This is a genomic window from Pseudomonas sp. LB3P25 (genome assembly GCF_054897985.1).
Window position 1 is genome coordinate 3463609 of the sequence record NZ_CM142711.1, and the last position, 23201, is coordinate 3486809.

The 23201-nt window shown below is 57.5% G+C and carries 18 protein-coding genes; 1 reads left to right on the forward strand and 17 read right to left on the reverse strand.

Translation table 11 applies throughout. From position 1 onward, the window contains the following. Window positions 1-11: 11 nt before the first annotated feature. From ACYZTW_RS15725 to ACYZTW_RS15805, 17 genes are all read right to left on the reverse strand, one after another. Window positions 12-806 (reverse strand): hypothetical protein, encoded by a 795-nt coding sequence (locus tag ACYZTW_RS15725; RefSeq protein WP_462005647.1) that lies wholly within the window; start codon window positions 804-806, stop codon window positions 12-14. A 10-nt stretch (window positions 807-816) separates the two neighbouring features. Beyond that, complete coding sequence (locus ACYZTW_RS15730) at window positions 817-1611, reverse strand: hypothetical protein (protein WP_462005648.1); 795 nt, start codon at window positions 1609-1611, stop codon at window positions 817-819. A 1-nt stretch (window position 1612) separates the two neighbouring features. Next, window positions 1613-2425, reverse strand: a complete 813-nt coding sequence (locus ACYZTW_RS15735) for a hypothetical protein (protein ID WP_462005649.1) — start codon at window positions 2423-2425, stop codon at window positions 1613-1615. Further along, window positions 2418-3269 (reverse strand): DUF4123 domain-containing protein, encoded by an 852-nt coding sequence (locus tag ACYZTW_RS15740; RefSeq protein WP_462005650.1) that lies wholly within the window; start codon window positions 3267-3269, stop codon window positions 2418-2420. Before ACYZTW_RS15740 ends, ACYZTW_RS15735 begins: the two co-directional genes overlap by 8 nt. Next, complete coding sequence (locus ACYZTW_RS15745; RefSeq protein ID WP_462005651.1) at window positions 3266-5338, reverse strand: type VI secretion system Vgr family protein; 2073 nt, start codon at window positions 5336-5338, stop codon at window positions 3266-3268. The genes ACYZTW_RS15740 and ACYZTW_RS15745 overlap by 4 nt, the downstream gene beginning before the upstream one ends. Window positions 5339-5655: 317 nt before the next feature. Beyond that, entirely contained in the window at window positions 5656-6600 is a 945-nt protein-coding gene (locus ACYZTW_RS15750; protein ID WP_462005652.1) for a carbohydrate kinase family protein, read from the reverse strand. Window positions 6601-6613: 13 nt separating this feature from the next. After that, a complete protein-coding gene (xylB, locus tag ACYZTW_RS15755) occupies window positions 6614-8110 on the reverse strand; it encodes a xylulokinase (protein ID WP_462005653.1) in 1497 nt (498 codons plus the stop codon). Window positions 8111-8268: 158 nt separating this feature from the next. Then, entirely contained in the window at window positions 8269-9741 is a 1473-nt protein-coding gene (locus tag ACYZTW_RS15760; protein WP_462005654.1) for a mannitol dehydrogenase family protein, read from the reverse strand. Between the two features lie 15 nt (window positions 9742-9756). Further along, window positions 9757-10860, reverse strand: coding sequence for an ABC transporter ATP-binding protein (locus tag ACYZTW_RS15765; RefSeq protein ID WP_462005655.1), 1104 nt, complete (start codon window positions 10858-10860; stop codon window positions 9757-9759). Between the two features lie 166 nt (window positions 10861-11026). Then, window positions 11027-11857: a carbohydrate ABC transporter permease gene (locus ACYZTW_RS15770; protein WP_223484925.1), complete on the reverse strand. Its 831-nt coding sequence runs from the start codon at window positions 11855-11857 to the stop codon at window positions 11027-11029. 10 nt (window positions 11858-11867) lie between these two features. Further along, entirely contained in the window at window positions 11868-12767 is a 900-nt protein-coding gene (locus ACYZTW_RS15775) for a carbohydrate ABC transporter permease (protein WP_462005767.1), read from the reverse strand. 209 nt (window positions 12768-12976) lie between these two features. Further along, window positions 12977-14287, reverse strand: coding sequence for an ABC transporter substrate-binding protein (locus ACYZTW_RS15780; protein WP_462005656.1), 1311 nt, complete (start codon window positions 14285-14287; stop codon window positions 12977-12979). Between the two features lie 341 nt (window positions 14288-14628). Next, window positions 14629-15534: an AraC family transcriptional regulator gene (locus ACYZTW_RS15785; RefSeq protein ID WP_462005657.1), complete on the reverse strand. Its 906-nt coding sequence runs from the start codon at window positions 15532-15534 to the stop codon at window positions 14629-14631. Window positions 15535-15613: 79 nt separating this feature from the next. Then, window positions 15614-16495 (reverse strand): phospholipase, encoded by an 882-nt coding sequence (locus ACYZTW_RS15790; RefSeq protein ID WP_462005658.1) that lies wholly within the window; start codon window positions 16493-16495, stop codon window positions 15614-15616. A 188-nt stretch (window positions 16496-16683) separates the two neighbouring features. Continuing rightward, the gene (locus ACYZTW_RS15795) at window positions 16684-17541 is read right to left on the reverse strand and encodes a phospholipase (protein WP_462005659.1); all 858 of its coding nucleotides are present in this window, start codon (window positions 17539-17541) and stop codon (window positions 16684-16686) included. 149 nt (window positions 17542-17690) lie between these two features. Beyond that, window positions 17691-18986 (reverse strand): glycosyltransferase, encoded by a 1296-nt coding sequence (locus tag ACYZTW_RS15800; RefSeq protein WP_462005660.1) that lies wholly within the window; start codon window positions 18984-18986, stop codon window positions 17691-17693. 98 nt (window positions 18987-19084) lie between these two features. Then, a complete protein-coding gene (locus ACYZTW_RS15805; protein ID WP_462005661.1) occupies window positions 19085-19444 on the reverse strand; it encodes a response regulator in 360 nt (119 codons plus the stop codon). 261 nt (window positions 19445-19705) lie between these two features. Between ACYZTW_RS15805 and ACYZTW_RS15810 the strand changes: the two genes are divergently transcribed. Then, window positions 19706-23197 (forward strand): response regulator, encoded by a 3492-nt coding sequence (locus ACYZTW_RS15810; protein ID WP_462005662.1) that lies wholly within the window; start codon window positions 19706-19708, stop codon window positions 23195-23197. The last annotated feature ends 4 nt before the right edge of the window (window positions 23198-23201 follow it).

The window sequence follows — 23201 nt, forward strand, 5'->3', positions numbered from 1 at the left end:
AAAAAATATCCTTATTCAGTACAGTTGGGGTAGACGGTGCAATCACGGCCATCCGGCATTTTAAAGGGCTTGAAGTCGGTAGTGTTACCGCGACAAAACGCATAAGGGTCTGTGAGGCTCTTTCCCATACAACGCTTCCAGCCTTCAGGGAATTTAACCCAGGTATCTCCCATATATGGGCGTTCTTCATTCGCAATTGAAAATACGACTTTTACTGTCTTTCCTGCAAACTGAGCACGTTGCAAAGGACCTTTTGCCACTGAATTGTTTGCTTGTTCGGGAGTGGCCACCGATTTACATTTCAAAATTTTAACGATGTAACGGTCAGGCCCAGTAGTGCGAAATAACCATTCACACTGTTTATGTAATGATGTGGGTGAGAGAGAGGTTTGACTGCCTGCGGTTCCATCTTGAAAGGCAATACCTGTGTAATCCCTTCCTAGATCGAGGCGGGCAGCCCCATACTTTGCGTCTACCTCATAGCCAAAACTAGCCAGCACCAAAGGGCAACCACCTTCCTTGCTGGTCAGGGGAACTTCAAACTGTGCTGTTTGTGCATTGTTGCTCAGCTCCTGCTCAAAGAATTTTAAGCCTGGATAATTTCTTCCATTTCGAGGCGGGACCGTACATGTCTCTCCCGTTCTAGGCACATAGGACGCTTCGCCTTTAATACTGAATCCGGGTGGCAGTTCAGTGATCAGCGTGACGCTATCCTGTTGTGCGACGGAGCAACCTGTAGCCCCAAACGTTCCTAAACCGATGGCCGTTGCTCGAACAAGTCCAGTGAAAAAGTCTCGAGAAAACATTCTATTGTCCTTATTCGGTGCAGTTGGGGTAGACAGTGCAATCACGTCCATCCGGCATTTTGAAAGTTTTGAAGTCGGTGGTGTTCCCATTACAAAACGCATAAGGGTCTTCGAGGCTTTTTCCCATACAACGCTTCCAGCCAGCGGGGAATTTCACCCAGTTATCACCCATGGCCGGGCTCTCTTCGCTTGAAATAGCGAAAACGACTTTAACCGTCTTTCCTGCCAGCTGAGCAAGTTGCAGAGGTCCCGTTGCAACTGTGCGGCTTGCTTGTTCAGGCGTTGCTACAGATTTACATTTCAGGATTTTAGCTATGTAACGATTGGGCCCTACTGTACGGAACAACCATTCGCACTGTTTTTTGAGTGTCATAGGTGACGGAGGACTTAGGCTGTCTGCGACTCCATCCTGAAACGAAATCCCCGTGTAATCCCTACCTAAATTTAGCCTGGCAGCGCCGTACTTTGCGTCAACCTCATATCCGAAACTTTTAAGTACTAAAGGGCAGCCTCCTTCATTGCTTATAAGGGGGACTTTAAAGCTTGCAGTCTGTGCCTCGTTATTAAGTTCTTGCTCAAAGAACTTTTTGCCAGGGTGGTTTTTCCCGTTGCGAGGCGGGACCGTGCAAGTCTCTCCCATACGAGGCACATAGGATGCTTCGCCTTTAATGCTGAATCCGGGTGGCAGTTCAGTGATCAGCGTGAAACTATCCTGTTGTGCGATAGAACATCCTGTAGCCCCAAGCGTCCCTAAACCGATGGCCGCTACTCGAACAAGTCCAGAAAAAAAATCTCGAGAACGCATTTTATTTTCCTTGTTCGGTGCAAATTGGGTAGACCGTGCAATCGCGTCCATCCGGCATTTTGAACGGTTTGAAACTGGTGGTGTTCCCATTACAAAACGCATAAGGGTCCTCCAGGCTCTTACCCATGCAGCGTTTCCACCCAGCCGGGAACTTTATCCAGTTATCGCCTACGGCTGGACTTTCCTCGCTTGAAATGGCGAAAACTACTTTTATTGTCTTTCCTGCAAACTGAGCACGTTGCATGGGACCTTTAACATCTGTGTCAGTTGCCTGGTCCGGAGTTTCTATAGATCTACATTTCAGAAGTTTTACGATGTAGCGTTTTGGTCCTGCGGTGCGAAAGAACCATTCGCACTGTTTCTGCAAGACCAGGACTGGAGGAGGGTTCGGACTTTCTGCGCTTCCATCCCGAAACGAAACTCCTGTGTGGGCCCTACCTACATTTCGAAAGTCAGCACCATATTTGGCGTCAACCTCATATGAGAAGGTATCAATTACCAGCGGGCAGCCACCTTCATTGCTGGTCAGTGGCACTTCAAAATGCGCTGTCTGAGCGTCGTTATTAAGCTTTTGCTCAAAGAACTTTAATCCAGGATAGCTTCTGCTTTTTCTAGGAGGGACTGTACAACTCTCTCCCGTTCTAGGCACATAAGACGCTTCACCTTTAATGCTGAACCCCGGTGGCAGTTCCGTCAGTAACGTAAAACTGTCAGCAGGCTTGATGACCGAACAACCAGAAGCCACCATCACACCCGCCACAGCAAAAAAACAAAGCACATGTCTAGCCGCGCCAAACGCCTCTGCCTCACTCACGCTCTGACTTACCCAAGCTCGCATCAAACACCCGCTGGCACCGCGCAAAATGTTGCTCTGGCGTCTCACCCGGCAATGGCTGCCAAGCCACGTCGTCCGCACATTTAGGATCAAGTCTGAGGCTAAGCATGAATTCCCGCTGTTCCGGCGTGTTCCATTGCCAGGTTTCGAGCAGGTCCATCTGTTCTTCCAGCCACTCGCGAACGTTGCGGGTTTCGGAGAGTTTGGCGGCGGCTTCGACGTGGTGCACCAAGAGCCAGCGCTTGATGTTTTCGCGCAGGATGCTGCGGCTGCGGTCCGGCGAGTTGGGGATGCGCAGCCATGGCGCCGGGTTTGGCACCGGGTATATGCCGGGGCGGGCGTTATCGACGCTTTTCCATTGTTCCTCGTCCCAATACAGCACGCTGCTGATCGGGCCCAATAACACGGGTCGTTCGGTCTCGCTCAGGTTGGCGAGGCAGCGAGCAATCACGCGGTTGTCCTGGAAACGGAACAACGAGCGCTCGCCGTCTTCGTCAATGACCATCCGCGCTCGCCAGTGTTGGGTCAGGCCGTCGAGGTCGGCCTTGTCCATGCTGCCGATCCAGCCCCAGTTTCGCTGTGGGTCGTCCAGTAGTTTGCGGAAGGCGTCGGCGCTGGGGTTCGTCAGTTCGGTCAGCCATGGGCTGATGGGGGCGAACTCGGCGTACTGGGTGCCTCGATAGAGTTGCACCGAGCGCTGCATCAGGCCAGCGCTGTACAGCGAGGTGACCGGATTGGGTTCGGCGAGGCTGTCGAGGGCGAGGATCAGGACTCGATTGAGCCGGGCTTGTTCGCCGAGCCAGTGGTTGAGTGCGTCGCTCATGCTGCTGTCCCCAGGTCGCACTTGCCTTCACGGCAGGCCTCGCAAATCGGGCAGCGGATGTCGCCAGCCGCACGGGCGGCTTTGGCCATGGCCATTTGCACGGCTGCCGGGACGAGCAGAGCGCCTGCTTTGTCCTGGGCGGCGGCCCATGGAATAACAGGAGGGAGAATCTGAATCCCTGTTCCCGCGCCGGGACCACCGCCGGAGTTAACTTTTACCTGCGCGCCACTGATCGTCACGCCCCCCGCATCCACCTTCACAAAGCTCCCGCCAGCCTTGGCCGTCAGCTCCATGCCACCCTCAACCACAACCTTTTCCCCTGCGTTGTAGTGAATCTCCTGACCCGCCTCAACAAACTGCGCCGTCCCCACCTTCACATGCTGAGTAACGGCAACCGTCAGGTGATCATCCGCCCGCGTTTCAGTTTTGCGATCCAGATGGGTAATCCGATGCTCTTCAACCTTGAATTCGCTTAAAACATTGGCCTCGACCGTGTCGTGTCGCTCGTTGCCGACGCGAATCTTCTGGTCATGTTCAATGTTTTCATCCCAATCGCGCTGGGCATGCAGGTAGATCTGTTCCGCACCTTTCTTGTCTTCAATTCGAAACTCGTTGTAACCATTACCGCCCGGTGAGCTCAGGGTTTTGAAGGTGCTGCGGGTCTTGTTCGCCGGCAGGTCGTAGGGGACGACGTTTTCCTTGTGGTACAGGCAGCCGGTGATCAGGGGTTGGTCGGGGTCGCCTTCCATAAACGACACCAGCACTTCCATGCCGATGCGCGGGATGGCGATGCCACCGTAGGCGCTGCCGGCCCAGCCGGTGGCGACGCGCAGCCAGCAGCTGGTCTTGTCGTCGGCCTGGCCTTCGCGATCCCAGTGGAACTGGACTTTGACGCGGCCGTACTCGTCGCAATGGATTTCTTCACCCGCAGGGCCGGTGACGATGGCCGTCTGGCTGCCCAGGACTTTGGGTTTCGGGTGTTCGAGGGCCGGGCGGAAGTGCGCGTCCCACGGGGTGGCGAGGAAGCGGTTGCGGTAACCCTGGTGAAAATCGTCTTTGTTCTGGGTGACGTCGCTGATGACGTTTGCGCCGAGCACTTGCGGCTGTTTGCCTTCGTGCACCACTTCCAGCAGCAGCCAGAGGTCGTTCCACTCGGCGCGCGGGTGTTCGCCCAGGGCCATGAAGTGGCCGCTGACCAGGGTTGGCTCGTCGCCTTTGCCTTCGGCAAGTTTGTAGTCGCTGCGATGGCGTTCCAGGGCACGGGCTGCCAGTTGCTTGCCGCGTTCGCGGTCGGTGAAGCGGCCGGGGTAGTCGTAGTCTTCCAGGTCCGGGGCGAACGCGCTTTTGGCGGAGCCCTCGGGCAGGATGCGCGGTTTCTCGAAGTCGTAATCGCGACGGCTGACGCGGGTGGTGCGGGTTTCCAGGCGCAGGTTGAAGCGCTTGATCACCGGTTTCTCGGCAGCCATGCCGGAGTCTTGCTGGTAGGCCACGGGCGCGAGTTTGCGGAACACGGTCTGGTCGTCGCCGAACACCAGTTTGTGGCCGCTGGCACTGTGCTGGAAGTGGAAGTGAATGCCTTCTTCTTCGCACAGACGCTGGATGAAATGCAGGTCGGATTCGTCGTACTGCACGCAGTAATCGCGTTCCGGATAGATGGCGCCGAGCTGGAAGCTGTAGGCGTCGGCCAGGATGCCGCGCGCTTCGAGGACCTGAGCGATGATCTTCGGCACACTCAAATGCTGGAAAATCTGCTGGTCATGGTTGTGGCGCAGGTAGGCGAGTTGCGGCACCAGGCTGATGCTGTAACGGGTCAGGCTTTTGCCGGAATCACCTTGCTCGATGCGGTACACCAGACCGTGGATGATGCCTTTGCCGGTAGCGCCGAAGGTCAAGCAGCCGGGCTTGTGCAGCAACTTTTCGAGTTTCAGGTCGGGGCGGGCGCTGACCAGTTCGATGTCGAAACAGAACGGCTGGTTGAGGGTTTCGCGACCGACGAAGCTGAGTACCTGAAGGTCAACGGAAACGCCTTCCAGCGTCAGGGAAATATGGGTTGCGTTCGCGTCCAGCATGCCTTTAATTCCGTCCTTTGAATAAGCTGGGGCGGATGGTGCAGGATTAAAGCGCCTCGTTCAAGGAAACGAGCCGTCATTTACCGACTAAAGTCGTCTGTAGCCAGTAGCAGCCCTCTGCCCTTATTGCCGCTCACCACCGTGTTCTCATCCCCGTTCGCCAGTCACTGGACTCCAGCGTCGGAAGATTAGCGGTGTAAGTGACACCGCCTTCGCGAGCAGGCTTGCTCCCACATTGGATCGTTGCCGAACACAAAACCTGTGTTCACTGAAGATCTACTGTGGGAGCGAGCCTGCTCGCGAAGAGGCCATCAGCCTCAGCTAAGATCCAACTGATAGCGATACGGCAAATCCGGCCCGGTCTTGCTGCACGTCAGCGCCGCCGCTTGCACTGCAAATTTGAGCATCGCATCAATCTGCTCACGACTCAGCTGCTGCACGCCCTCAACCGAATCCAGCTGCTGTTCGGTCAGCCAGGTAATCAGCGCCGCCTGGAACGTATCGCCAGCGCCTACGGTGTCGGCGATTTTCACTGAGCTCGCTGGCACCGACCAGGAGCCATGCATACGGCTGAACACCGTCGCCCCCTCGCCACCCCGGGTCAGAAACACCAACTGACAGCGATGCTGCAGCCAGCCTTCAATCACCCGTTGCGGATCCTGCTCGGGGTACAACAGGCTCAAATCCTCATCGCTGACTTTGATCAGGTCGGCCAGCTCAACCAAGGTCGCAATCCGCGAGCGCCACAGGTCGATATTCGGCTCAGGATTGAGCCGCACGTTGGGATCAAGGCTGATCAAGCGTTTACCGCTCTCGCGCTGCACCAATGCTAACAGTGTGTCGGCGATGGGTTGCACCACCAGCGAAAACGAACCGATGTGCAAGCCGCGCACTTCAGGTCCCAGTTCCGGTAGATGCTCGGTTTTCAACTGACGATCCGCGCAGCCTTCGCCCCGGAAGCTGTAATGAGGTGAACCATTGGCACCGACGGCCACCATCGCCAGTGTCGTAGGCGCCGCGAAATCCACCAGGAAGTCCGGGCGCACGCCTTCATCCTGCAGGACCTGCTGCAAGCGCCGGCCGAGATAGTCGGTCGACAACCCGGCGAACAGCGCCGCGTCCACGCCCAAACGGCGCAAACCCACCGCGACGTTGAACGGCGAGCCGCCGGCAATCGCCTTGAAATTCACTTTTGAAGCCAGGCCGCTGACGTCGTCTTCACTGAAGAAATCGAACAGCGCTTCGCCACACACCAGATACATAGTTGTTCACTCTTTAAAGGGTTGCGACATGCAGTTGATAGCGTTCGTAAGCCTGCTGACAGGCTGCCACATTGTCTGCGATCGGCAGGGTTTCGCTGGCCGGATCGAGCTTCACGCAACGCTCGCATAGATCCGCCAGGCTGTCTTCATGCCCGTTTGCCCAGGACTTGCACCACGCGGCCTGAATCGCGGCGCCAAGGGCCGCGGCTTCGCTTTGTTCAGTGCAGATGACTGGGGTGTTCATGATGTCAGCGACGATCTGCCGCCACACCGGGCTTTTCGAGCCGCCGCCGATCAGGCAAATGCTGCGGCTTTGTAAGCCATTCTGGCGCAGCAGGTCCAGCCCATAACGCAAACCGAAGGTCGTGCCTTCCACCACCGCGCGGCACAGGTTGGCCTGAGTCAGGTTAGTCATCGTCAACCCCAGCAAGCTGCCGGTGGCATGGGGCAGGGCAGGGACGCGCTCGCCGTTGAGGAACGGCAACATGCACACGCCTTCGGCACCGATGGGTGCTTGTGCGACGAGGGCATTGAACTGTTCGATACCCAGCTCGAACAACTCGCGAATCACCCCGGTGGCATTGGTCAGGTTCATGGTGCAGATCAGCGGCAGCCAGCCACCACTGGAGGAGCAGAACGTTGCGACACAAGCGTCCGCACTGACTTTCGGCTGATCCGCATAGGCGTACACCGTCCCCGAAGAACCAAGACTCATGGTGATAGCGCCGGGCTTGATATTGCCGGTGCCGATGGCGCCCATCATGTTGTCGCCACCGCCGCTGGACACCAGCGCCTGCGGGTTGATGCCCAGGTGTTCGGCGATGCTCGGCAGGATCGTGCCGACCGCTTGATGAGCGTCGATCAGCTCCGGTAGCGCGGCTTGCAGTCGTCCGGTGGGATCGATGTCACGCAGCAGCTGCAAATCCCACTGGCGGGTGCGCACGTTGAAATACCCGGTGCCCGAGGCGTCGCCGTACTCGCTGCAACTGCGGCCGGTGAGCCAATAGTTGAGGTAGTCATGGGGCAGCAGCATGCGGGCGATGCGAGCGAAAATCTGCGGGTGTTGTTCTTTGGTCCAGAGCAGTTTGGAGACGGTGTAGCCCGGCGCGATCACAACACCGAGGCGTTCCAGGGAGCCTTTTTCGCCACCCAGGTGGGTCAGCAGCCGGTCGTTTTCCGGGGTGGATTCGGTGTCGCACCAGAGTTTGGCCGGACGCAGCACCTGGCCCTGATCGTCGAGCAGCACCAGCCCGTGTTGCTGGCCGGACACGCCGATGCCGAGGATGCCCTGGCCGTCGACCTTCGCCGCGAGCAATGCACGGCGGGTGGCAAGCGCGAAGGCCTCCAGCCATTGCGAGGTGTCTTGCTCGCGGCGGCCATTGGCGCCGCTGATCAAGGTGTGGGCGGCGGCACCTTGGCCGAGCACCTGACCGCTGACCGCGTCGAGGATGATGGCTTTGGTGCCTTGGGTGCCGCAGTCGATGCCGAGGAATAAATGTTGGTTTGCCATGGAAGATCCTTGGTGTGTCAGGTCGATCTCGGTGAAGCCATTCGCGAGCAGGCTCGCTCCCACAGGAGATTTTCAGAAGACGCGGATTTTGTGTCCGACACCGATCCCATGTGGGAGCGAGCCTGCTCGCGAAGACGGAGGCAGATTCACCGCAGGACTTAAGCCAACACCCGCTCCAACGTCCGCGACACACCGACGTCACGCAAGCTGTTACAGCACCACTCAAACGCCGCCACGAATTCCGGCGAATGAGGAATCGCCGTACCAAAAATCTCCTCAACCTCCAGCAACCGCTGCGTGATCAACGCATCATCCACCACCAGCGCCTGACAAAACGCCGCACGCGGATCAGGAATGCTGTAGGTATCGCCATTTTCGTCCACGCCCTTCAAATACAGCGCCCAAGCCGCTACCACCAACGCCGCCCGTTTGGTCTCCTGCCCATCAGCGATCAATCGATTGATCGTCGGCACCGTGAACTTCGGAAACTTCGACGAACCGTCCGAACACACGCGCTCCAGCTGATCAGCAATCGCCTGATTGGAAAAGCGCGCCTCCAGCGTGTTTTTGTACTCGGTCAGGTCGATCCCCGGCACGGGTGACAGTTGCGGGGTCACGTCCAGGTCCATATAGGCACGCATGTAGCGCACGAACAGCGGGTCGTTCATGGTTTCGTGAACGAAGCGGTAACCCTTCAAAAACCCCAGATAAGTGAGTGCCAGATGACTGCCATTGAGCAGTTTGATCTTCATCTCTTCATAAGGCGTGACGTCGTCGGTGAACTGGACGCCGACCTTTTCCCAGGCCGGACGACCGTTGACGAACTTGTCTTCCAGCACCCACTGAACAAACGGTTCGCAGACCACCGGCCAGGCATCGTCGACCGCATGTTTGTCGTGCAATTGCAGACGATGTTCAGTGCTGGTCATGGGCGTGATGCGGTCGACCATCGCGTTGGGGAAACTCACGTGGGTGGCGATCCAGTCCCGCAGCTCGGCATCGCGCAGGGCGGCGAAAGCCAGTAACGCTTTTCGAGTGACCGCGCCGTTGTGCGGCAGGTTATCGCAGGACATCAAGGTGAACGCAGGCGTGCCGGCTGCACGGCGTTTGGCCAGCGCGGCGCAGAGAAAACCGAACACGGTTTTCGGTGCGGTCGGGTGTGCCAGGTCGTGCTGGATCTGCGGCAGCTGGGCCATGAACTCGCCGTTGCTGTCGTCGATGCAGTAGCCGCCTTCGGTAATGGTCAGCGAAACGATACGGATCTCGGGGCTGGCGAGTTTGTCGATCAGCGCTTGCGCGCCGTCTTCGGCCAGCAGTATGTCGCGAATCGCGCCGATCACCCGAACTTCGGTGTCGTCGGTATCGCCCAGCTCGAACAGGGTGAAGAGGTAATCCTGCTCTTTGAGATCGTCCCGGGCGCGACGGTCTTCAGCGCGCAGGCCGACGCCGCAAATGGCCCAGTCCAGTGCGTCCCCGGTATTCATTAGCGCGTCGGTGTAATACGCCTGATGGGCGCGGTGGAAACCGCCGACGCCGATGTGCGCGATGCCTTGGCGGGTGTCGCTCAGGGCGTAGGCGGGCAGGGCGACTTCGGGGGCGAGGCGATTGAGGTTCTGTTTATTGAGTTTCATCACAAGGTCTCGAAATCAGGCCGCAGCGCGTAGTGGGCGGGTCAGCGCCACACCGTCGGCATCGAATAAATGGCAGTGTTCGGCGTCCAGATGCAGGCTCAGCGACTCGCCGTAACGGCTGGCCAGATCGCCGCGAACACGCATCGTCAAGGCTTCGCCGGACGAGGTCACCACGTGGCAGAAGGTGTCGCTGCCCAGGCGTTCGCTGACGTCCGCCGTGACCTGCAAGGTGCAGTCGCCGGTTTGCGCGAGATTCAGATGCTCCGGTCGAATGCCCAGGGTGACCGCGCCACCAACGCTCAGGTTGGCGCCGCTCAGCGGCAACGTGATACGGGTGCCTGCGTCCAGCAGCACTTCACAGCTCTGGCGCTCAATGCGGGTGACTTTGCCCTTGAGGAAGCCCATTTTTGGCGTGCCAAGGAACCCGGCAACAAACAGGTTGGCCGGCTGGTGATACAGGTCCAGCGGCGAGCCGACTTGTTCGACTTTGCCGCCATTGAGTACGACGACTTTGTCGGCCATGGTCATGGCTTCGACCTGGTCGTGAGTCACGTAGATCATCGTGGCCTGCAGTTCTTTGTGCAGACGCAACAGTTCCAGGCGCATCTGCACCCGTAGAGCGGCGTCGAGGTTAGACAGTGGTTCGTCGAACAGGAAGATTTTCGGGTTACGCACGATGGCCCGGCCGATGGCCACGCGCTGACGCTGACCGCCGGACAACTGTTTCGGTTTACGTTCGAGCATCGGTCCGAGTTCAAGGATGCGTGCCGCTTCGCCGACTTTCTTCTCGACTTCGGCTTTCGATACGCCGGCCAGGTCGAGGGCAAAGGACATATTTTTGCGCACGCTCATGTGTGGGTACAAGGCATAGGTCTGGAACACCATCGCCAGGTCGCGCTTGGCCGGGCTGACTTCGGTGATGTCGCGGCCATCGAGTTCGATGGTGCCGCCGCTGACTTCTTCCAGGCCGGCAATCAGGCGCAGCAGGGTGGATTTGCCGCAGCCCGACGGGCCGACGAACACCACGAACTCGCGGTCGTTCACTTCCAGGTCGATGCCTTTGATGATGGAAAAGCCTTCGAAGCCTTTTTGCAGATTCTTGATTTTCAGGTTGGCCATGATGATGGGCCTCCACTTGTTGTTATTCAGTTGAGCCGGGCGGGCTTTTTTTGTGGGAGCGAGCTTGCTCGCGAAGACGTCGACACTGACGACATCAATGCAAGCTGACCTACCGCCTTCGCGAGCAGGCTCGCTCCCACAGGGGATCGCGCTGGATCGGCGATCTTCATTTCACGGCGCCGAACGACAGGCCGCGGACCAATTGTTTCTGGCTGATCCAGCCGAAGATCAGGATCGGCGCGCAGGCCAGCGTCGACACCGCCGACAACTTGGCCCAGAACAGACCTTCGGGGCTTGAGTACGAGGCGATCAACGCGGTCAGCGGCGCGGCTTTCGACGAAGTCAGGTTCAAGGACCAGAACGCCTCGTTCCAGCACAGGATCAGCGACAGCAGCACGGTGGACGCCAGGCCACCCTTGGCGATCGGCAGCAGCACCCGGACCATTTCCTGCCACAGCGTGGCACCGTCGAGGCGCGCGGCTTCGAGGATGTCTTTGGGGATGTCCTTGAAGTAGGTATAAATCATCCAGACCACGATCGGCAGGTTGATCAGGGTGTAAATGGTGATCAAGGCGATGCGCGTATCCAGCAAGCCAAAGCTCTTGGCCAGCAGGTAGATCGGCATCAGCACCCCCACCGGTGGCAGCATCTTGGTGGAGAGCATCCACAGCAGCGTGCCTTTGGTGCGTTGGGTTTCGTAGAACGCCATCGAGTACGCCGCCGGCACCGCGATCAGCAGGCACAGGGCGGTAGCGCTGAAGGAAATCACCACCGAGTTCCAGGCGAAGCTGAAGTAATCGCTGCGCTCGTTGATGTGCAGGTAGTTCTCCAGCGTCGGCGTGAAGATGAACTGCGGCGGCGTGGCGAACGCATCGATTTCGGTTTTGAAGCTGGTCATCACCATCCAGAAGATCGGGAAGAAGATCAGGATCGCGATGGCCCAGGCCAGGGTGCCGAGCAGCAGGCTTTGCAGACGGCGGGATTGTTGAAGGGTCATGGCGCAGGCCTCAAGGCTTGTCAGTCAGGTTTTTGCCGATCATCCGGATCAGGACGATCGCTGCGATATTGGCGATCACCACCGCAATCAAGCCGCCGGCGGACGCCATGCCGACGTCGAACTGCACCAGCGCCTGGTTGTAGATCAGGTAGGCGAGGTTGGTCGAGGCGTAGCCGGGGCCGCCGTTGGTGGTGGTGAAGATTTCGGCGAACACCGAGAGCAGGAAGATGGTTTCGATCATCACCACCACCGCAATCGGCCGCGCCAGGTGCGGCAGGGTCAGGTGCCAGAAGATCGCGATCGGTCCGGCACCGTCGAGGCGCGCGGCTTCCTTCTGTTCCTGGTCGAGGGACTGCATGGCGGTCATCAGGATCAGGATCGCGAACGGCAGCCATTGCCAGGACACGATGATGATGATCGACAGCAGCGGGTAATGCGCCAGCCAGTCCACCGGCTGCGCGCCGAACAGCTTCCAGACGTAGGCGAGGATCCCCGACACTGGGTGGAAGATCAGGTTCTTCCAGATCAGCGCACCGACGGTGGGCATGATGAAAAACGGCGAGATCAGCATCACCCGCACGATGCCGCGACCGAGAAACTCACTGGCCTCCAGCAGCGCACTGATCAACACCCCGAACACCACGCTGATCAGCAGCACGCTGCCGACCAGCAACAAGGTATTGGTAGCGCCGGGCAGGAAACCCGAGTCGCTGAGGAAGTAGCTGAAGTTCTCAAGCCCGACGAACTCGTTTTCACCGGGATAGAGCAGGTTGTAGCGGATCAGCGAGAAGTAAACAGTCATGCCCAGCGGCACGATCATCCACAGCAGCAACAACGCCACCGAGGGGCTGACCAGGAACCAGCCGGGGTTGGTCAACCGGCTTTTACGCACCGGTTGGGGAATGTCCATGTGAGCTTTGGCAGTTGAAATATTCATGGCGATCACTTGCTCGTTGTACGGCGAGACCCTGTGGCGAGGGAGCTTGCTCCCGCTTGGCTGCGAAGCAGTCGTAAATCCGGAAAATGCGGTCTGTCTGATGAATCGCGGTTACCGGTTTTGGGGCCGCTTCGCAGCCCAGCGGGAGCAAGCTCCCTCGCCACAATGTGGATGGCTAGGGGTTACTTCGGGTAACCGGCGCGCTTCATTTCACGTTCGGTGGTTTGCTGGGCAGCGGTCAGGGCCTGGTCAACCGTGGTCTGGCCGATCAGTGCCGCCGAGAACAGCTTGCCGACCTGGGTGCCCACGGCCTGGAACTCAGGAATGGTCACCAACTGGATGCCAATATAGGGCACGGGTTTGAGGGTCGGTTTGCTCGGGTCCGCCGCTTTCAGCGACTCCAGCGTTACCTTGGCGAACGGCGCAGCCTTCATGTACTCATCGCTGTACGTCGAAGCGCGGGTACCTGGCGGTACATTGGCAATGCCGTCTTTCTCGGCAACCAATGCGCCGTATTCCTTGGAAGTGGCCCAGGCGCTGAAGGTTTTCGCCGCGTCCTTGGCCTTGGAACTGGTCGGAATCGCCAGCGCCCAGGAATACAACCAGGCCGAGCCTTTGTCGGTGGTCTCATGCGGTGCGTAGGTGAAGCCGACGTGCTCGCTGACCTTGCTTTGGGTCTTGTCGGTAACGAAGGAGCCGGCGACGCTGGCATCGACCCAGATCGCGCACTTGCCGCTGTTGAACAGCGCCAGGTTTTCGTTGAAACCGTTGCTCGATGCGCCCGGCGGGCCCGATTTTTTCATGGTGTCAACGTAGAAGTTCAGCGCGTTTTTCCACTCGGGGCCGGTGAATTCCGGTTGCCACTTTTCATCAAACCAGCGCGCACCATAGGCATTGGCGACGGTGGTGATCAGCGCCATGTTCTCGCCCCAGCCGGCCTTGCCGCGCAAGCAGATGCCGTACTGTTCTTTATCCTTATTGGTGAGTTTGCTGGCGAATTCGCTTATCTGGGTCCAGGTCGGGTGCTCGGGCATGGTCAACCCGGCCTCCTTGAACAGATCGGTACGGTAATAGGTGATGGAGCTTTCGGCGTAGAAGGGCAAGGCATAGAGCGAGCCCTTGACCGACAGGCCTTCACGCACCGACGGGAACACGTCGTCGAGGGCGTAGCTGGCCGGCAGGTCCTTCATCGGCTCCAGCCAACCCTTGGCACCCCAGAGTGCGGCTTCGTACATGCCGATGGTCAGCACATCGAACTGTCCGCCTTGTGTGGCAATGTCAGTGGTCAGGCGCTGACGCAGGACGTTTTCTTCCAGCACCACCCAATTGAGCTTGATGTCCGGATGCTCGGCCTCGAAGGTTTTCGAGAGCTTTTGCATGCGGATCATGTCGCTGTTGTTGACGGTGGCGATGGTCAGGGTCTGGGCGCCAAGGCTGACGCTGCTGAGGGTCATGCAGGTGAGGGCAAGCAGAGCTTTTACAGAAGGTTGCATCGTGCACTCCTTTTCTGCACCCGGCGGGTCACAGAAGGACAGTTATTGTTTTTGTGTCTTCCTGCGGAGGGAAGAATGTGCACTGATTACAGCCTTCAATTGATGATGTGACAAATCATCCGTAGCACTTGAATCGATACTATTTTGCACTCTGCTCTGGAAAGACAGGATTTAGCACCTGGCGCCCTGTAGCAGCTGCCGAAGGCTGCGTTCGAGTGCGAAGCACTCGCTGGAGCAGAGTACGCGGTAATCCTGGCGCAATGGAGTCGCAGGTTTGGCGCCTGCTGCGCAGTCGAACGCAGCCTTCGGCAGCTGCTACAGGGGGCGGCGCTGTTACAAAGTCAGTGCTGATTTTGCTCAGTCAGCCGTTGCACGGCCAACCGCCGGTAATGCGACGGCGTCATGCCCTTGAGTTGCTGAAAACGCCGATTGAAATTGGAAATATTGTTGAAGCCCGATTCGAAACACACATCGGTCACCGGTTTGTCGCCATCGGCCAGCAGCTCGCAAGATTTGCTGATGCGCAGGCGATTGACGAATTCGATGAAGCAGCGTCCAGTGGCTTGCTTGAACACTCGACTGAAATAAGTCGGTTTCATGCCCAGGTGCTCGGCGACTTCTTCCAGCGGCAGCTCTCGAGCGTAATGCGCGAAGATGTAATCCACCGCCCGGTTAGTGCGATCGATATTGTGCTCGTCGGCCAATTGCGGCGTTGTGGCCCCGGACAGCAGTTGATAGTCGTCAGACGCCGCCAGCAACTCCAGCAGAATGAAAAAGTGCCCGAGGCGCGTCACGCCTTTGGTGTCGGCGATACGCTGCATCAAGGTCATGGCCTGGCGAATGGTGCGCTTGCAGCGAAACTCGATGCCGTACTGGGCGCGCTCCAACAACGGCGTCAACGTCTTGAGTTCGGCAAACACCAGGTGGCCGCTGTCGAACAGCTCATCCGTGAAGTTGACCAGCATGTCGCGCTTGGGCACCACTTCGTCTTCGGCCACCTGGCTGATCCAGTTGTGGGGCAGGTTGGGGCCGGTGAGGAACAGCGATTCCGGATAGAAGTTACCGATGTAGTCGCCGATGAACACTTTGCCGGAGCTGGCGACGATCAGGTGCAGCTCGTATTCCTTGTGAAAATGCCAGCGCACCAACGGGCAAGGAAAACCGTGCTGACGATAGATGATGGACAACCCATTATGGTCGTCCATCAGTTCGTAGGAGGGGTCTGTCACACGGGCTGTTCGAGTCATGTCAGGGCGCTTTTCTTGTTATCGCTATCGGATCATGCCTCTTTTGGCGCCTGCTGTACCAGCCTGACACGACTTTCGCCTAGGCCGGTTCATGCAACCTGTGTCCGTAAACCGCCTTCATGCTGGTGGCGCTCCAGCAGTAGCGGACGATATCCGACTCTTCAAAGAAATCGGTGCTGATGATGCTGCAACGGGTGACCCTGTCGCGGGTGGTATGGAACCAGTCGTTGATCTGGTTTTTCAAGTGCTGCGGGCCACCTATCAGCGAATAACAGGTTGCCGACAACGACCAGAGAAATGTCTCGTAAGGTGCCCCTGCAAGGGTGGTCTCGATATGCGATTGCAGATCGCTGATGTCGCTGAATACCTTACCGTTCCACTGGTGAGGTATTCGCGGCCAGAAATACTCACTGCTCAATCCGGGCTTCGCCTGTGCTGCCATGACAATGCGGCGCTGTGGACTGGCGCGTTTGAACTGTTCCACGGTATTGAATGCATCCGAAGAGGGGATCAAGCGCGAACCGAGGCGGCGCATCAGTAAATCATTGAGTTGTTGATAGTCGAAAGGCTTCGACGCGTCCCCTAACTGGTGGAAGTCCAGGACGATGAACTCATCCGGGTTTCGATCGAGGAATGTCGTCACCGCGTCGATCAGCTCATCAAGGACTCGGTGGGACTGATAACCGTTGTGATGGAAGTAGAACACCGGTTCCACCGGGCCGGCGGTACAGCCGAGCCGGATATCGAACGCCCGTGCGCCGTTGGCCAGTTGCCAGGCAAATGAATCGTTCTGGCATGTTGTCCAGTTGCCGACCACCACCTCGTAGTTGGGTGCTTGTTTGTCCATGCCGGCGTTGTGCGTGCCGGGCCAGACGATATCGGTCAGCTTCAACCGGCCGATATCCAGTACGTTGCTCATCCATTTCTGTTTGTCGAGTGTGGTTGCTGTATTGCGGGTCATGACAATTCCTTGTCGTTGATTCGCCCCAACCGTGGGGCGAAGAAGTTCATGTGTCGGATGTGGCTGGGGGCCACATCCGTATTACTCGCCTGAGACAAAAGGCTTTCATGACCCAGCATAGAAGTGCATGGCAGTATTGCCAGCCATGGAAATACTTGCACAAAAATAGCCATTTGATGGCGCGATGACTAGTTGGCTGCTTTTTTCAGATTTGCAGTTCGGCAATAAGAAACAACATTGGTCTCTTCAATGAAGTCGACGTTGATAATGTTGCACTTTGTCGCCCAGTCGCTTTTTGTCGGGTCGAACCAGGCATTAAGCTCATCATGAATATCAACGGGGCCGCCGAGAGCACTGTAGCTGGTCGCAGAAAGCGACCACGGTGCCCATGTGCCCGGCGGGTTTTTTAGTACATTAATAATATGCTTTTCCAAATCAGCGGTACTGGTTATACCGCTGCCAGACCATTTGTGGTCGATCTGCTCGAGAAATACGTTTTTATCAAGTGCCTTGTGCCATGGGGCCGCGACCAAAATTCTTTGTACAGAACTGATTTGTTTGAGTTGACGGAGGCTCAGAGACCGGTTTTTGGTGGGGATTATGCGATCGCCAAGAAAATGCATCATCATGCTGTTGAAGTAAGCGAAATCAAACTGATCCCCCTTTAGTTCATGAAAATCCAGGATGATGAATTCATTGGGGTTCTCCTGAAGAAATTTTTCCACGTCGGTTACAAGGTGCCCCAAGGTACGACCATTGCGATAACCGTTGTGATGAATGCAGAATTTCCCGAGCCCCGGCGCCTTGGCGTCGTACATTAAACGGATATCGAGCGCACGAGAACCGTGACTCAGTTGGGCATAAAACGATTCGTGCTGACAGGCAAGCCAGTGGGCGCCTGGAATCAGCGGCCAGGAGGCTTTCCAGTCGCTGCCCGCGTTATGGGTGCCTGGCAGCGTCAATTCGCAGAGCGACAATGTATCAATTGCCGGAGTAGCGGCCATCCAGTTATTAGGTGTGTAATTATTCTGAACAAAGTTGTCCATTTAATGCATCCTTGCATTGATTTATTAGGGGTGGGTAGTTGCGCCGAACTTGGCTAATCAAGTTAAAGTTCGGCGGGGTATTTATAGAGAGGGTATTAAGCTTGGTCAATAACAGTGATAATGCAAAATGTTTGTTATTGGAGTAAGTGCTATAACGGATTTCGATTCTTTGCCTCAATCCATTGCGCCATGTATTGCGTACTTTTGTGATGGTGATGGCGCAACATGCTGCCCGTAAAATTATCGCTTCTAAGTTGCGCCAAATGTCGTTGGCAGTACAACAACTTTTCGATCAATGCCGGGCCGTGTTCTGACTGTCGATAACGATCAGCCAGCAATCTCTGACCCAGGGATTGGGTGTGCGTCCAAAGTGCTTCATCCTTGTAGAGCTGAACCGCGCAATCGGCGAATTCCTGTGCTGTGCGGGTCACGGCACCGGGCCAAAGGTGTTCGCCGTGCATCGCTTCGGCGCCGATTGGCGTTGTGATCGAGGGCGTTCCACATAACATGGCGTCGACAATCTTGCCTTTGATGCCGGCACCGAAGCGTAGCGGCGCCAGGCATATCCGCGCGTTAGACATGACTTCTAACGCATCTTCCGCCCAGTTCATTACATGAAAACCCTGGCTGGCGTTGTGCAGGGCAGTCGCCTTGGGCGGTGTGTAAGCGCCGTATATGTGCAACTGAGCGCTGGGCAGTTGTTTGCGGATCAGCGGCCAGATCGCGGTTTTCATCCAGAGCACCGCGTCCCAGTTAGGCGCATGGCGGAAGTTGCCGATGCTGAGAAAGTGCGCCCGCTCTTCAAAAGAGGTTGGCGGCACGTTCGGTAGTTCAACCATCAGCGGACACCAGTGCAGCAAGTTGCGCGGCAGCTTGAATTGCTCGACCAGCAACTCGATTTCCACTTCAGAAATCATCAGATTCAAGTCGCAACGATAAATCGCTGCGATCTCCCGCTTGGCCAGATCGGTCTCGGCCATGAGTTCGAACTCTTCACGCAACGCCGGCGCGAACAATTCATCGAAATCATTGCCGTCGTCACTGGCCTTCAAGCGCTCCTTGAGGCGTTGATGGCGGGCATCTCGCAGGCTTTGCAAGTCCGAGGTCTCAAGCACGCGCACAGCAGCGGGGCAGTGTTTTTCAACGCGCCAGCCGAACTGTTCTTCCATCATGAACCGATCGAACAGAACAATATCGGGGGCCAGTTCGCTGATGAACGTGTCGAAACTGCTGTTGTTCAATTCGATCGGGACTTCGCGAATGCCCAAGACCGTCAGGTCTGCCCGGTGTTCACCCGTGCCGGCCGGGCTACTGAACGTAATGTCCCAGCCCTGCTGCAAAAAAGTCTCGAGAATTTGCATCATGTGCCCGCCGGCCGCAGAAGAGCGGGGCTCGGGCCAGACGTAACCAATGACCAGGACTTTGGTTGCGTTGGACTGAGTCATGAACGGACATTCCTTGATGCGGGCAGAGGGCAGGGGATAAAAGCGGGGCGCAATTAAAGCACAGTCGATGGTAAATGCTGAGGCCGCTCCAACGGATATTAGGCGAGCATTCCTTTGACCTTGTCCCGCAACTGATCAATCGAAAACGGCTTGCCGATCACCTGCATGCCAGCAGGTACGTCGATGCTTTCGGCATAACCACTGGCGAACAAAATGGGCAATTCAGGGCGCAGCATCCGGGCCTGGGTAGCCAGTTCACGCCCATCCATCACCGGCAAACCGACATCGGTCATCATCAAGTCGATGTACTGGTCTTCATCGTTGAGGAATTCCAGCGCCTGTTCGCTGCCATCGGCCTCGAGCACCTTGAACTCCAGTTCCTCCAGCACATCGACAATCAGCATGCGGACAATGGCGTCGTCTTCGACTACAAGGATGATGGACGCGTTGGCGGACATAGTGGGGTTCTCAGAGGTTGAATTCGTGGTTGTCGGTCGATCGAAATCGCCGGGCTCTTGCTTGAGTAAGTGACGGAACCCGACAAGTTCCCACGCGGTAGAAAAGAGAATAGCCGCACACGTGCTGGCAAGGATAACCGCTCCTTTGCACTGGAGCAGTGGAATGTAGGACTTTGCGCGAAAAGGTGTCAGAAAATTGGATCAATACGCCGCTTTTGGGGCAAACTCCTTGGTTTTCAACAGTTCGACGAGGTTTCCCCCATGACATCCGCGTCTTCGGTTGATGAGCAACGATTTCGTAAACTCCTGAGCCGCAACGTCAGCCTGCCGTTGGGTGTCGGCGTGCTCAGCGCGGTGTTCTTTGTCTCGCTGATCACTTACCTGCTGTCGATGATCCAGTGGGTCGAGCACACCGACCGGGTGATCAATAACGCCAATGAAGCGGTCAAGCTGACCGTCGATCTGGAAACCGGTATGCGCGGCTTTCTGCTCAGTGGCGACGAGCACTTCCTTGAACCCTACGAAACGGCCAAGCCGCGAATCACTGTCGCCCTCAATACCTTGCTCGAACTGACCGCGGACAACCCGGTGCAGACCGACCGCCTGCACCGGCTCCAGGCCTTGCAGGATGAGTGGACCACTTACGCGCAGACAATGATCGAATTGCAGCGATCCAGCGGCGATTACCGCAGCGCGGTCAAGGCCGGGCGCGGCAAGCGGTTGACCGATGAGATCCGCAAGCAATACGAAGACGTGATCGACATGGAGCAGCAGTTGCGCACCACGCGTAACGAGGAAGTGCGCCACACCACCCTCTGGAGCATCAGCCTTTATCTGTTGTTCATCGTCGGGATCAGCGCATTGCTGGCCTACGTTGGCCGTCGGGATTTGCTCAACCTTTCGCAAAGCTACAGCGCCAACCTCGCCGCACAACAGGCCAGTGCTCATCGCCTGGAGCAGCAAGCCTGGCTGCGCAATGGCCAGACCGAACTGGCCGAGCAAGTGCTGGGGCAACTGTCGCTGAATCTGCTGGGTCGCAACATTTTGCAATTCTGTGCGCAGTACCTGGGCAGCGCCGTAGCGGCCATTTATATCCGTGAAGAACACGGCGGTCTCAAGCGCGTCGCGTCTTACGGTTTCTCCCGTGAGCAGGAAGCGCGCGAACAGCAGATTTACAGCGATGAAGGCATTGTCGGCCAGGTAGCGAGCCAGGCTCGCTTGATTCGTCTCGATGAGGTACCGAGCGATTACTTCAAGGTCAGCTCCGGCCTGGGCGAAGGTCTGCCGCACAGCGTGCTGGTCGTGCCGACCAGTGACGACGATCGGGTCAACGGTGTGATCGAACTGGGCTTCCTGCGCCCGCTGACGGACCGTGATGTCGAATTGCTTGAACTGATTGCCGGCAACATCGGCACGTCCATCGAGGCTGCTCGCTATCGCCAGCGCTTACAGGAGGTGCTGGCCGAAACCCAGCAGCTCAATGAAGAACTGCAGGTTCAGCAGGAAGAACTCAAGACCGCCAACGAAGAACTGGAAGAGCAGTCGCGGATTCTCAAGGAGTCCCAGGCGCATCTGGAGACCCAGCAGGTCGAGCTTGAACAAACCAATGAGCAACTCGCCGAGCAGGCGCAGATCCTGGCCGACCAGCGCGACGCCATGGACCTGAAGAACACCGAGCTCAATCAGGCCCGGATCCTGCTCGAAGAACGCGCCGAAGAGTTGCAGCGCTCGAGCAAGTACAAGTCTGAGTTCCTCGCCAACATGTCCCACGAGTTGCGCACGCCGCTGAACAGCTCGTTGATCCTGGCCAAGTTGCTGGCGGAAAACCCTCAGGAAAACCTCAACGCCGAACAGGTCAAGTTTGCCGAGTCGATCTATTCCGCCGGCAATGATTTGCTCAACTTGATCAACGATATTCTCGACATTTCCAAGGTCGAGGCCGGCAAGCTTGAGATGCGACCGGAGAACACCAGTGTCGCGCGTCTGGTGGATGGCTTGCGAGGGATGTTCCAGCCCTTGGCGACCGACAAGAAACTGGATTTCCAGGTCGAGGTGCAGGCCGGTGCGCCGATGATGATCTTCACCGACCGCCAGCGTCTGGAGCAGGTCATCAAGAACCTGCTGTCCAACGCGGTGAAATTCACCGAAAGAGGCACGGTCAGCCTGACAGTCGCCAGCCAGCCAGGCGACGGTATCGCCTTTATCATTCGCGATTCGGGGATTGGCATTGCCGCGGATCAGCAGGAAAGCATTTTCGAAGCCTTCCGCCAGGCCGATGGCACCACCAATCGCCGTTACGGCGGCACTGGCCTGGGCTTGTCGATTTCCCGTGACCTGGCCGCCTTGCTCGGCGGTTCCATCAGTGTCACCAGCGAGCCGGGGCAGGGCAGTGTGTTCACCCTGGTTTTGCCGCAGCAATACGTTGAACCGGGCGAAGAGCCTGTCGAGCCGATGAGAGCCACGCCGGTTGCCATTGCACCGAGAGTGACGACTGCCGCGCTGGTGCCGCTGATTGCTGAAGTCGAAATCCCGCGTTTCGACGACGATCGCACCAAGGCGCCATTCGCCACTCGTTGCATTCTGGTGGTGGAAGACGAGCCGAACTTTGCCAATATCCTTTACGACCTGGCGCATGAGCTGGGTTATCAGTGCCTGGTGGCGCACGGCGCGGATGAGGGTTACGAGCTGGCCAAAGAGTTCATCCCGGACGCCATTTTACTGGACATGCGCTTGCCGGATCATTCCGGGTTGACCGTGTTGCAACGCCTGAAGGAACACGCTGAAACCCGGCACATTCCGGTGCATGTGATTTCGGTGGAAGACCGGGTCGAAGCCGCGATGCACATGGGCGCCATTGGTTACGCGGTCAAGCCGACCACCCGCGAAGAACTCAAGGACGTGTTTGCCCGCCTTGAAGCCAAGCTGACCCAGAAGGTCAAACGCGTCCTGCTGGTCGAAGACGATGATGTACAGCGCGACAGCATTGCCCGACTGATCGGCGACGATGACATCGAGATCACTGCCGTTGGCCTGGCGCAGGATGCGCTGGACCTGCTGCGCACGACGATTTTCGACTGCATGATCATCGACCTTAAGCTGCCGGACATGCTCGGCAACGACCTGCTCAAGCGCATGTCCACGGAAGATATCTGCTCGTTCCCGCCCGTGATCGTCTACACCGGGCGTAACCTGACACGGGACGAAGAGGCCGAGCTGCGCAAGTATTCGCGCTCGATCATCATCAAGGGCGCGCGCTCGCCCGAGCGTTTGCTGGATGAGGTCACACTCTTCCTGCACAAAGTCGAATCCAGGTTGTCCCATGAACGCCAGAGGATGCTCAAGACCGCGCGCAGCCGCGACAGGGTTTTCGAGGGTCGCAAGGTGCTGCTGGTGGACGACGATGTACGCAACATCTTCGCCCTCACCAGTGCTCTGGAGCAGAAGGGTGCAGTCGTGGTCATCGGCCGAAACGGCCGTGAAGCGATTGAAAGACTGAATGAAGTCGAGGACATCGATCTGGTGTTGATGGACGTGATGATGCCGGAGATGGATGGTTTCGAAGCCACCACCTTGATCCGCAAGGACCCGCGCTGGCGCAAGCTGCCGATCATTGCGGTGACGGCCAAGGCCATGAAGGACGATCAGGAGCGCTGCTTGCAAGCGGGCTCCAATGATTACCTGGCCAAGCCCATCGACCTGGATCGCCTGTTCTCGCTGATTCGCGTGTGGTTACCGAAGATGGAACGCATTTAGTGGA

Bases quoted from the DNA above. Each gene is read 5' to 3' on its own strand.
- ACYZTW_RS15725 (WP_462005647.1), bottom strand. From the start codon at position 806: ATGTTTTCTCGAGACTTTTTCACTGGACTTGTTCGAGCAACGGCCATC.
- ACYZTW_RS15750 (WP_462005652.1), bottom strand. From the start codon at position 6,600: ATGTATCTGGTGTGTGGCGAAGCGCTGTTCGATTTCTTCAGTGAAGAC.
- ACYZTW_RS15805 (WP_462005661.1), bottom strand. From the start codon at position 19,444: ATGTCCGCCAACGCGTCCATCATCCTTGTAGTCGAAGACGACGCCATT.
- ACYZTW_RS15780 (WP_462005656.1), bottom strand. From the start codon at position 14,287: ATGCAACCTTCTGTAAAAGCTCTGCTTGCCCTCACCTGCATGACCCTC.
- ACYZTW_RS15790 (WP_462005658.1), bottom strand. From the start codon at position 16,495: ATGACCCGCAATACAGCAACCACACTCGACAAACAGAAATGGATGAGC.
- ACYZTW_RS15730 (WP_462005648.1), bottom strand. From the start codon at position 1,611: ATGCGTTCTCGAGATTTTTTTTCTGGACTTGTTCGAGTAGCGGCCATC.
- ACYZTW_RS15775 (WP_462005767.1), bottom strand. From the start codon at position 12,767: ATGGACATTCCCCAACCGGTGCGTAAAAGCCGGTTGACCAACCCCGGC.
- ACYZTW_RS15810 (WP_462005662.1), top strand. From the start codon at position 19,706: ATGACATCCGCGTCTTCGGTTGATGAGCAACGATTTCGTAAACTCCTG.
- ACYZTW_RS15785 (WP_462005657.1), bottom strand. From the start codon at position 15,534: ATGACTCGAACAGCCCGTGTGACAGACCCCTCCTACGAACTGATGGAC.
- ACYZTW_RS15800 (WP_462005660.1), bottom strand. From the start codon at position 18,986: ATGACTCAGTCCAACGCAACCAAAGTCCTGGTCATTGGTTACGTCTGG.
- ACYZTW_RS15765 (WP_462005655.1), bottom strand. From the start codon at position 10,860: ATGGCCAACCTGAAAATCAAGAATCTGCAAAAAGGCTTCGAAGGCTTT.
- xylB (WP_462005653.1), bottom strand. From the start codon at position 8,110: ATGGCAAACCAACATTTATTCCTCGGCATCGACTGCGGCACCCAAGGC.
- ACYZTW_RS15760 (WP_462005654.1), bottom strand. From the start codon at position 9,741: ATGAAACTCAATAAACAGAACCTCAATCGCCTCGCCCCCGAAGTCGCC.
- ACYZTW_RS15770 (WP_223484925.1), bottom strand. From the start codon at position 11,857: ATGACCCTTCAACAATCCCGCCGTCTGCAAAGCCTGCTGCTCGGCACC.
- ACYZTW_RS15745 (WP_462005651.1), bottom strand. From the start codon at position 5,338: ATGCTGGACGCGAACGCAACCCATATTTCCCTGACGCTGGAAGGCGTT.
- ACYZTW_RS15740 (WP_462005650.1), bottom strand. From the start codon at position 3,269: ATGAGCGACGCACTCAACCACTGGCTCGGCGAACAAGCCCGGCTCAAT.
- ACYZTW_RS15795 (WP_462005659.1), bottom strand. From the start codon at position 17,541: ATGGACAACTTTGTTCAGAATAATTACACACCTAATAACTGGATGGCC.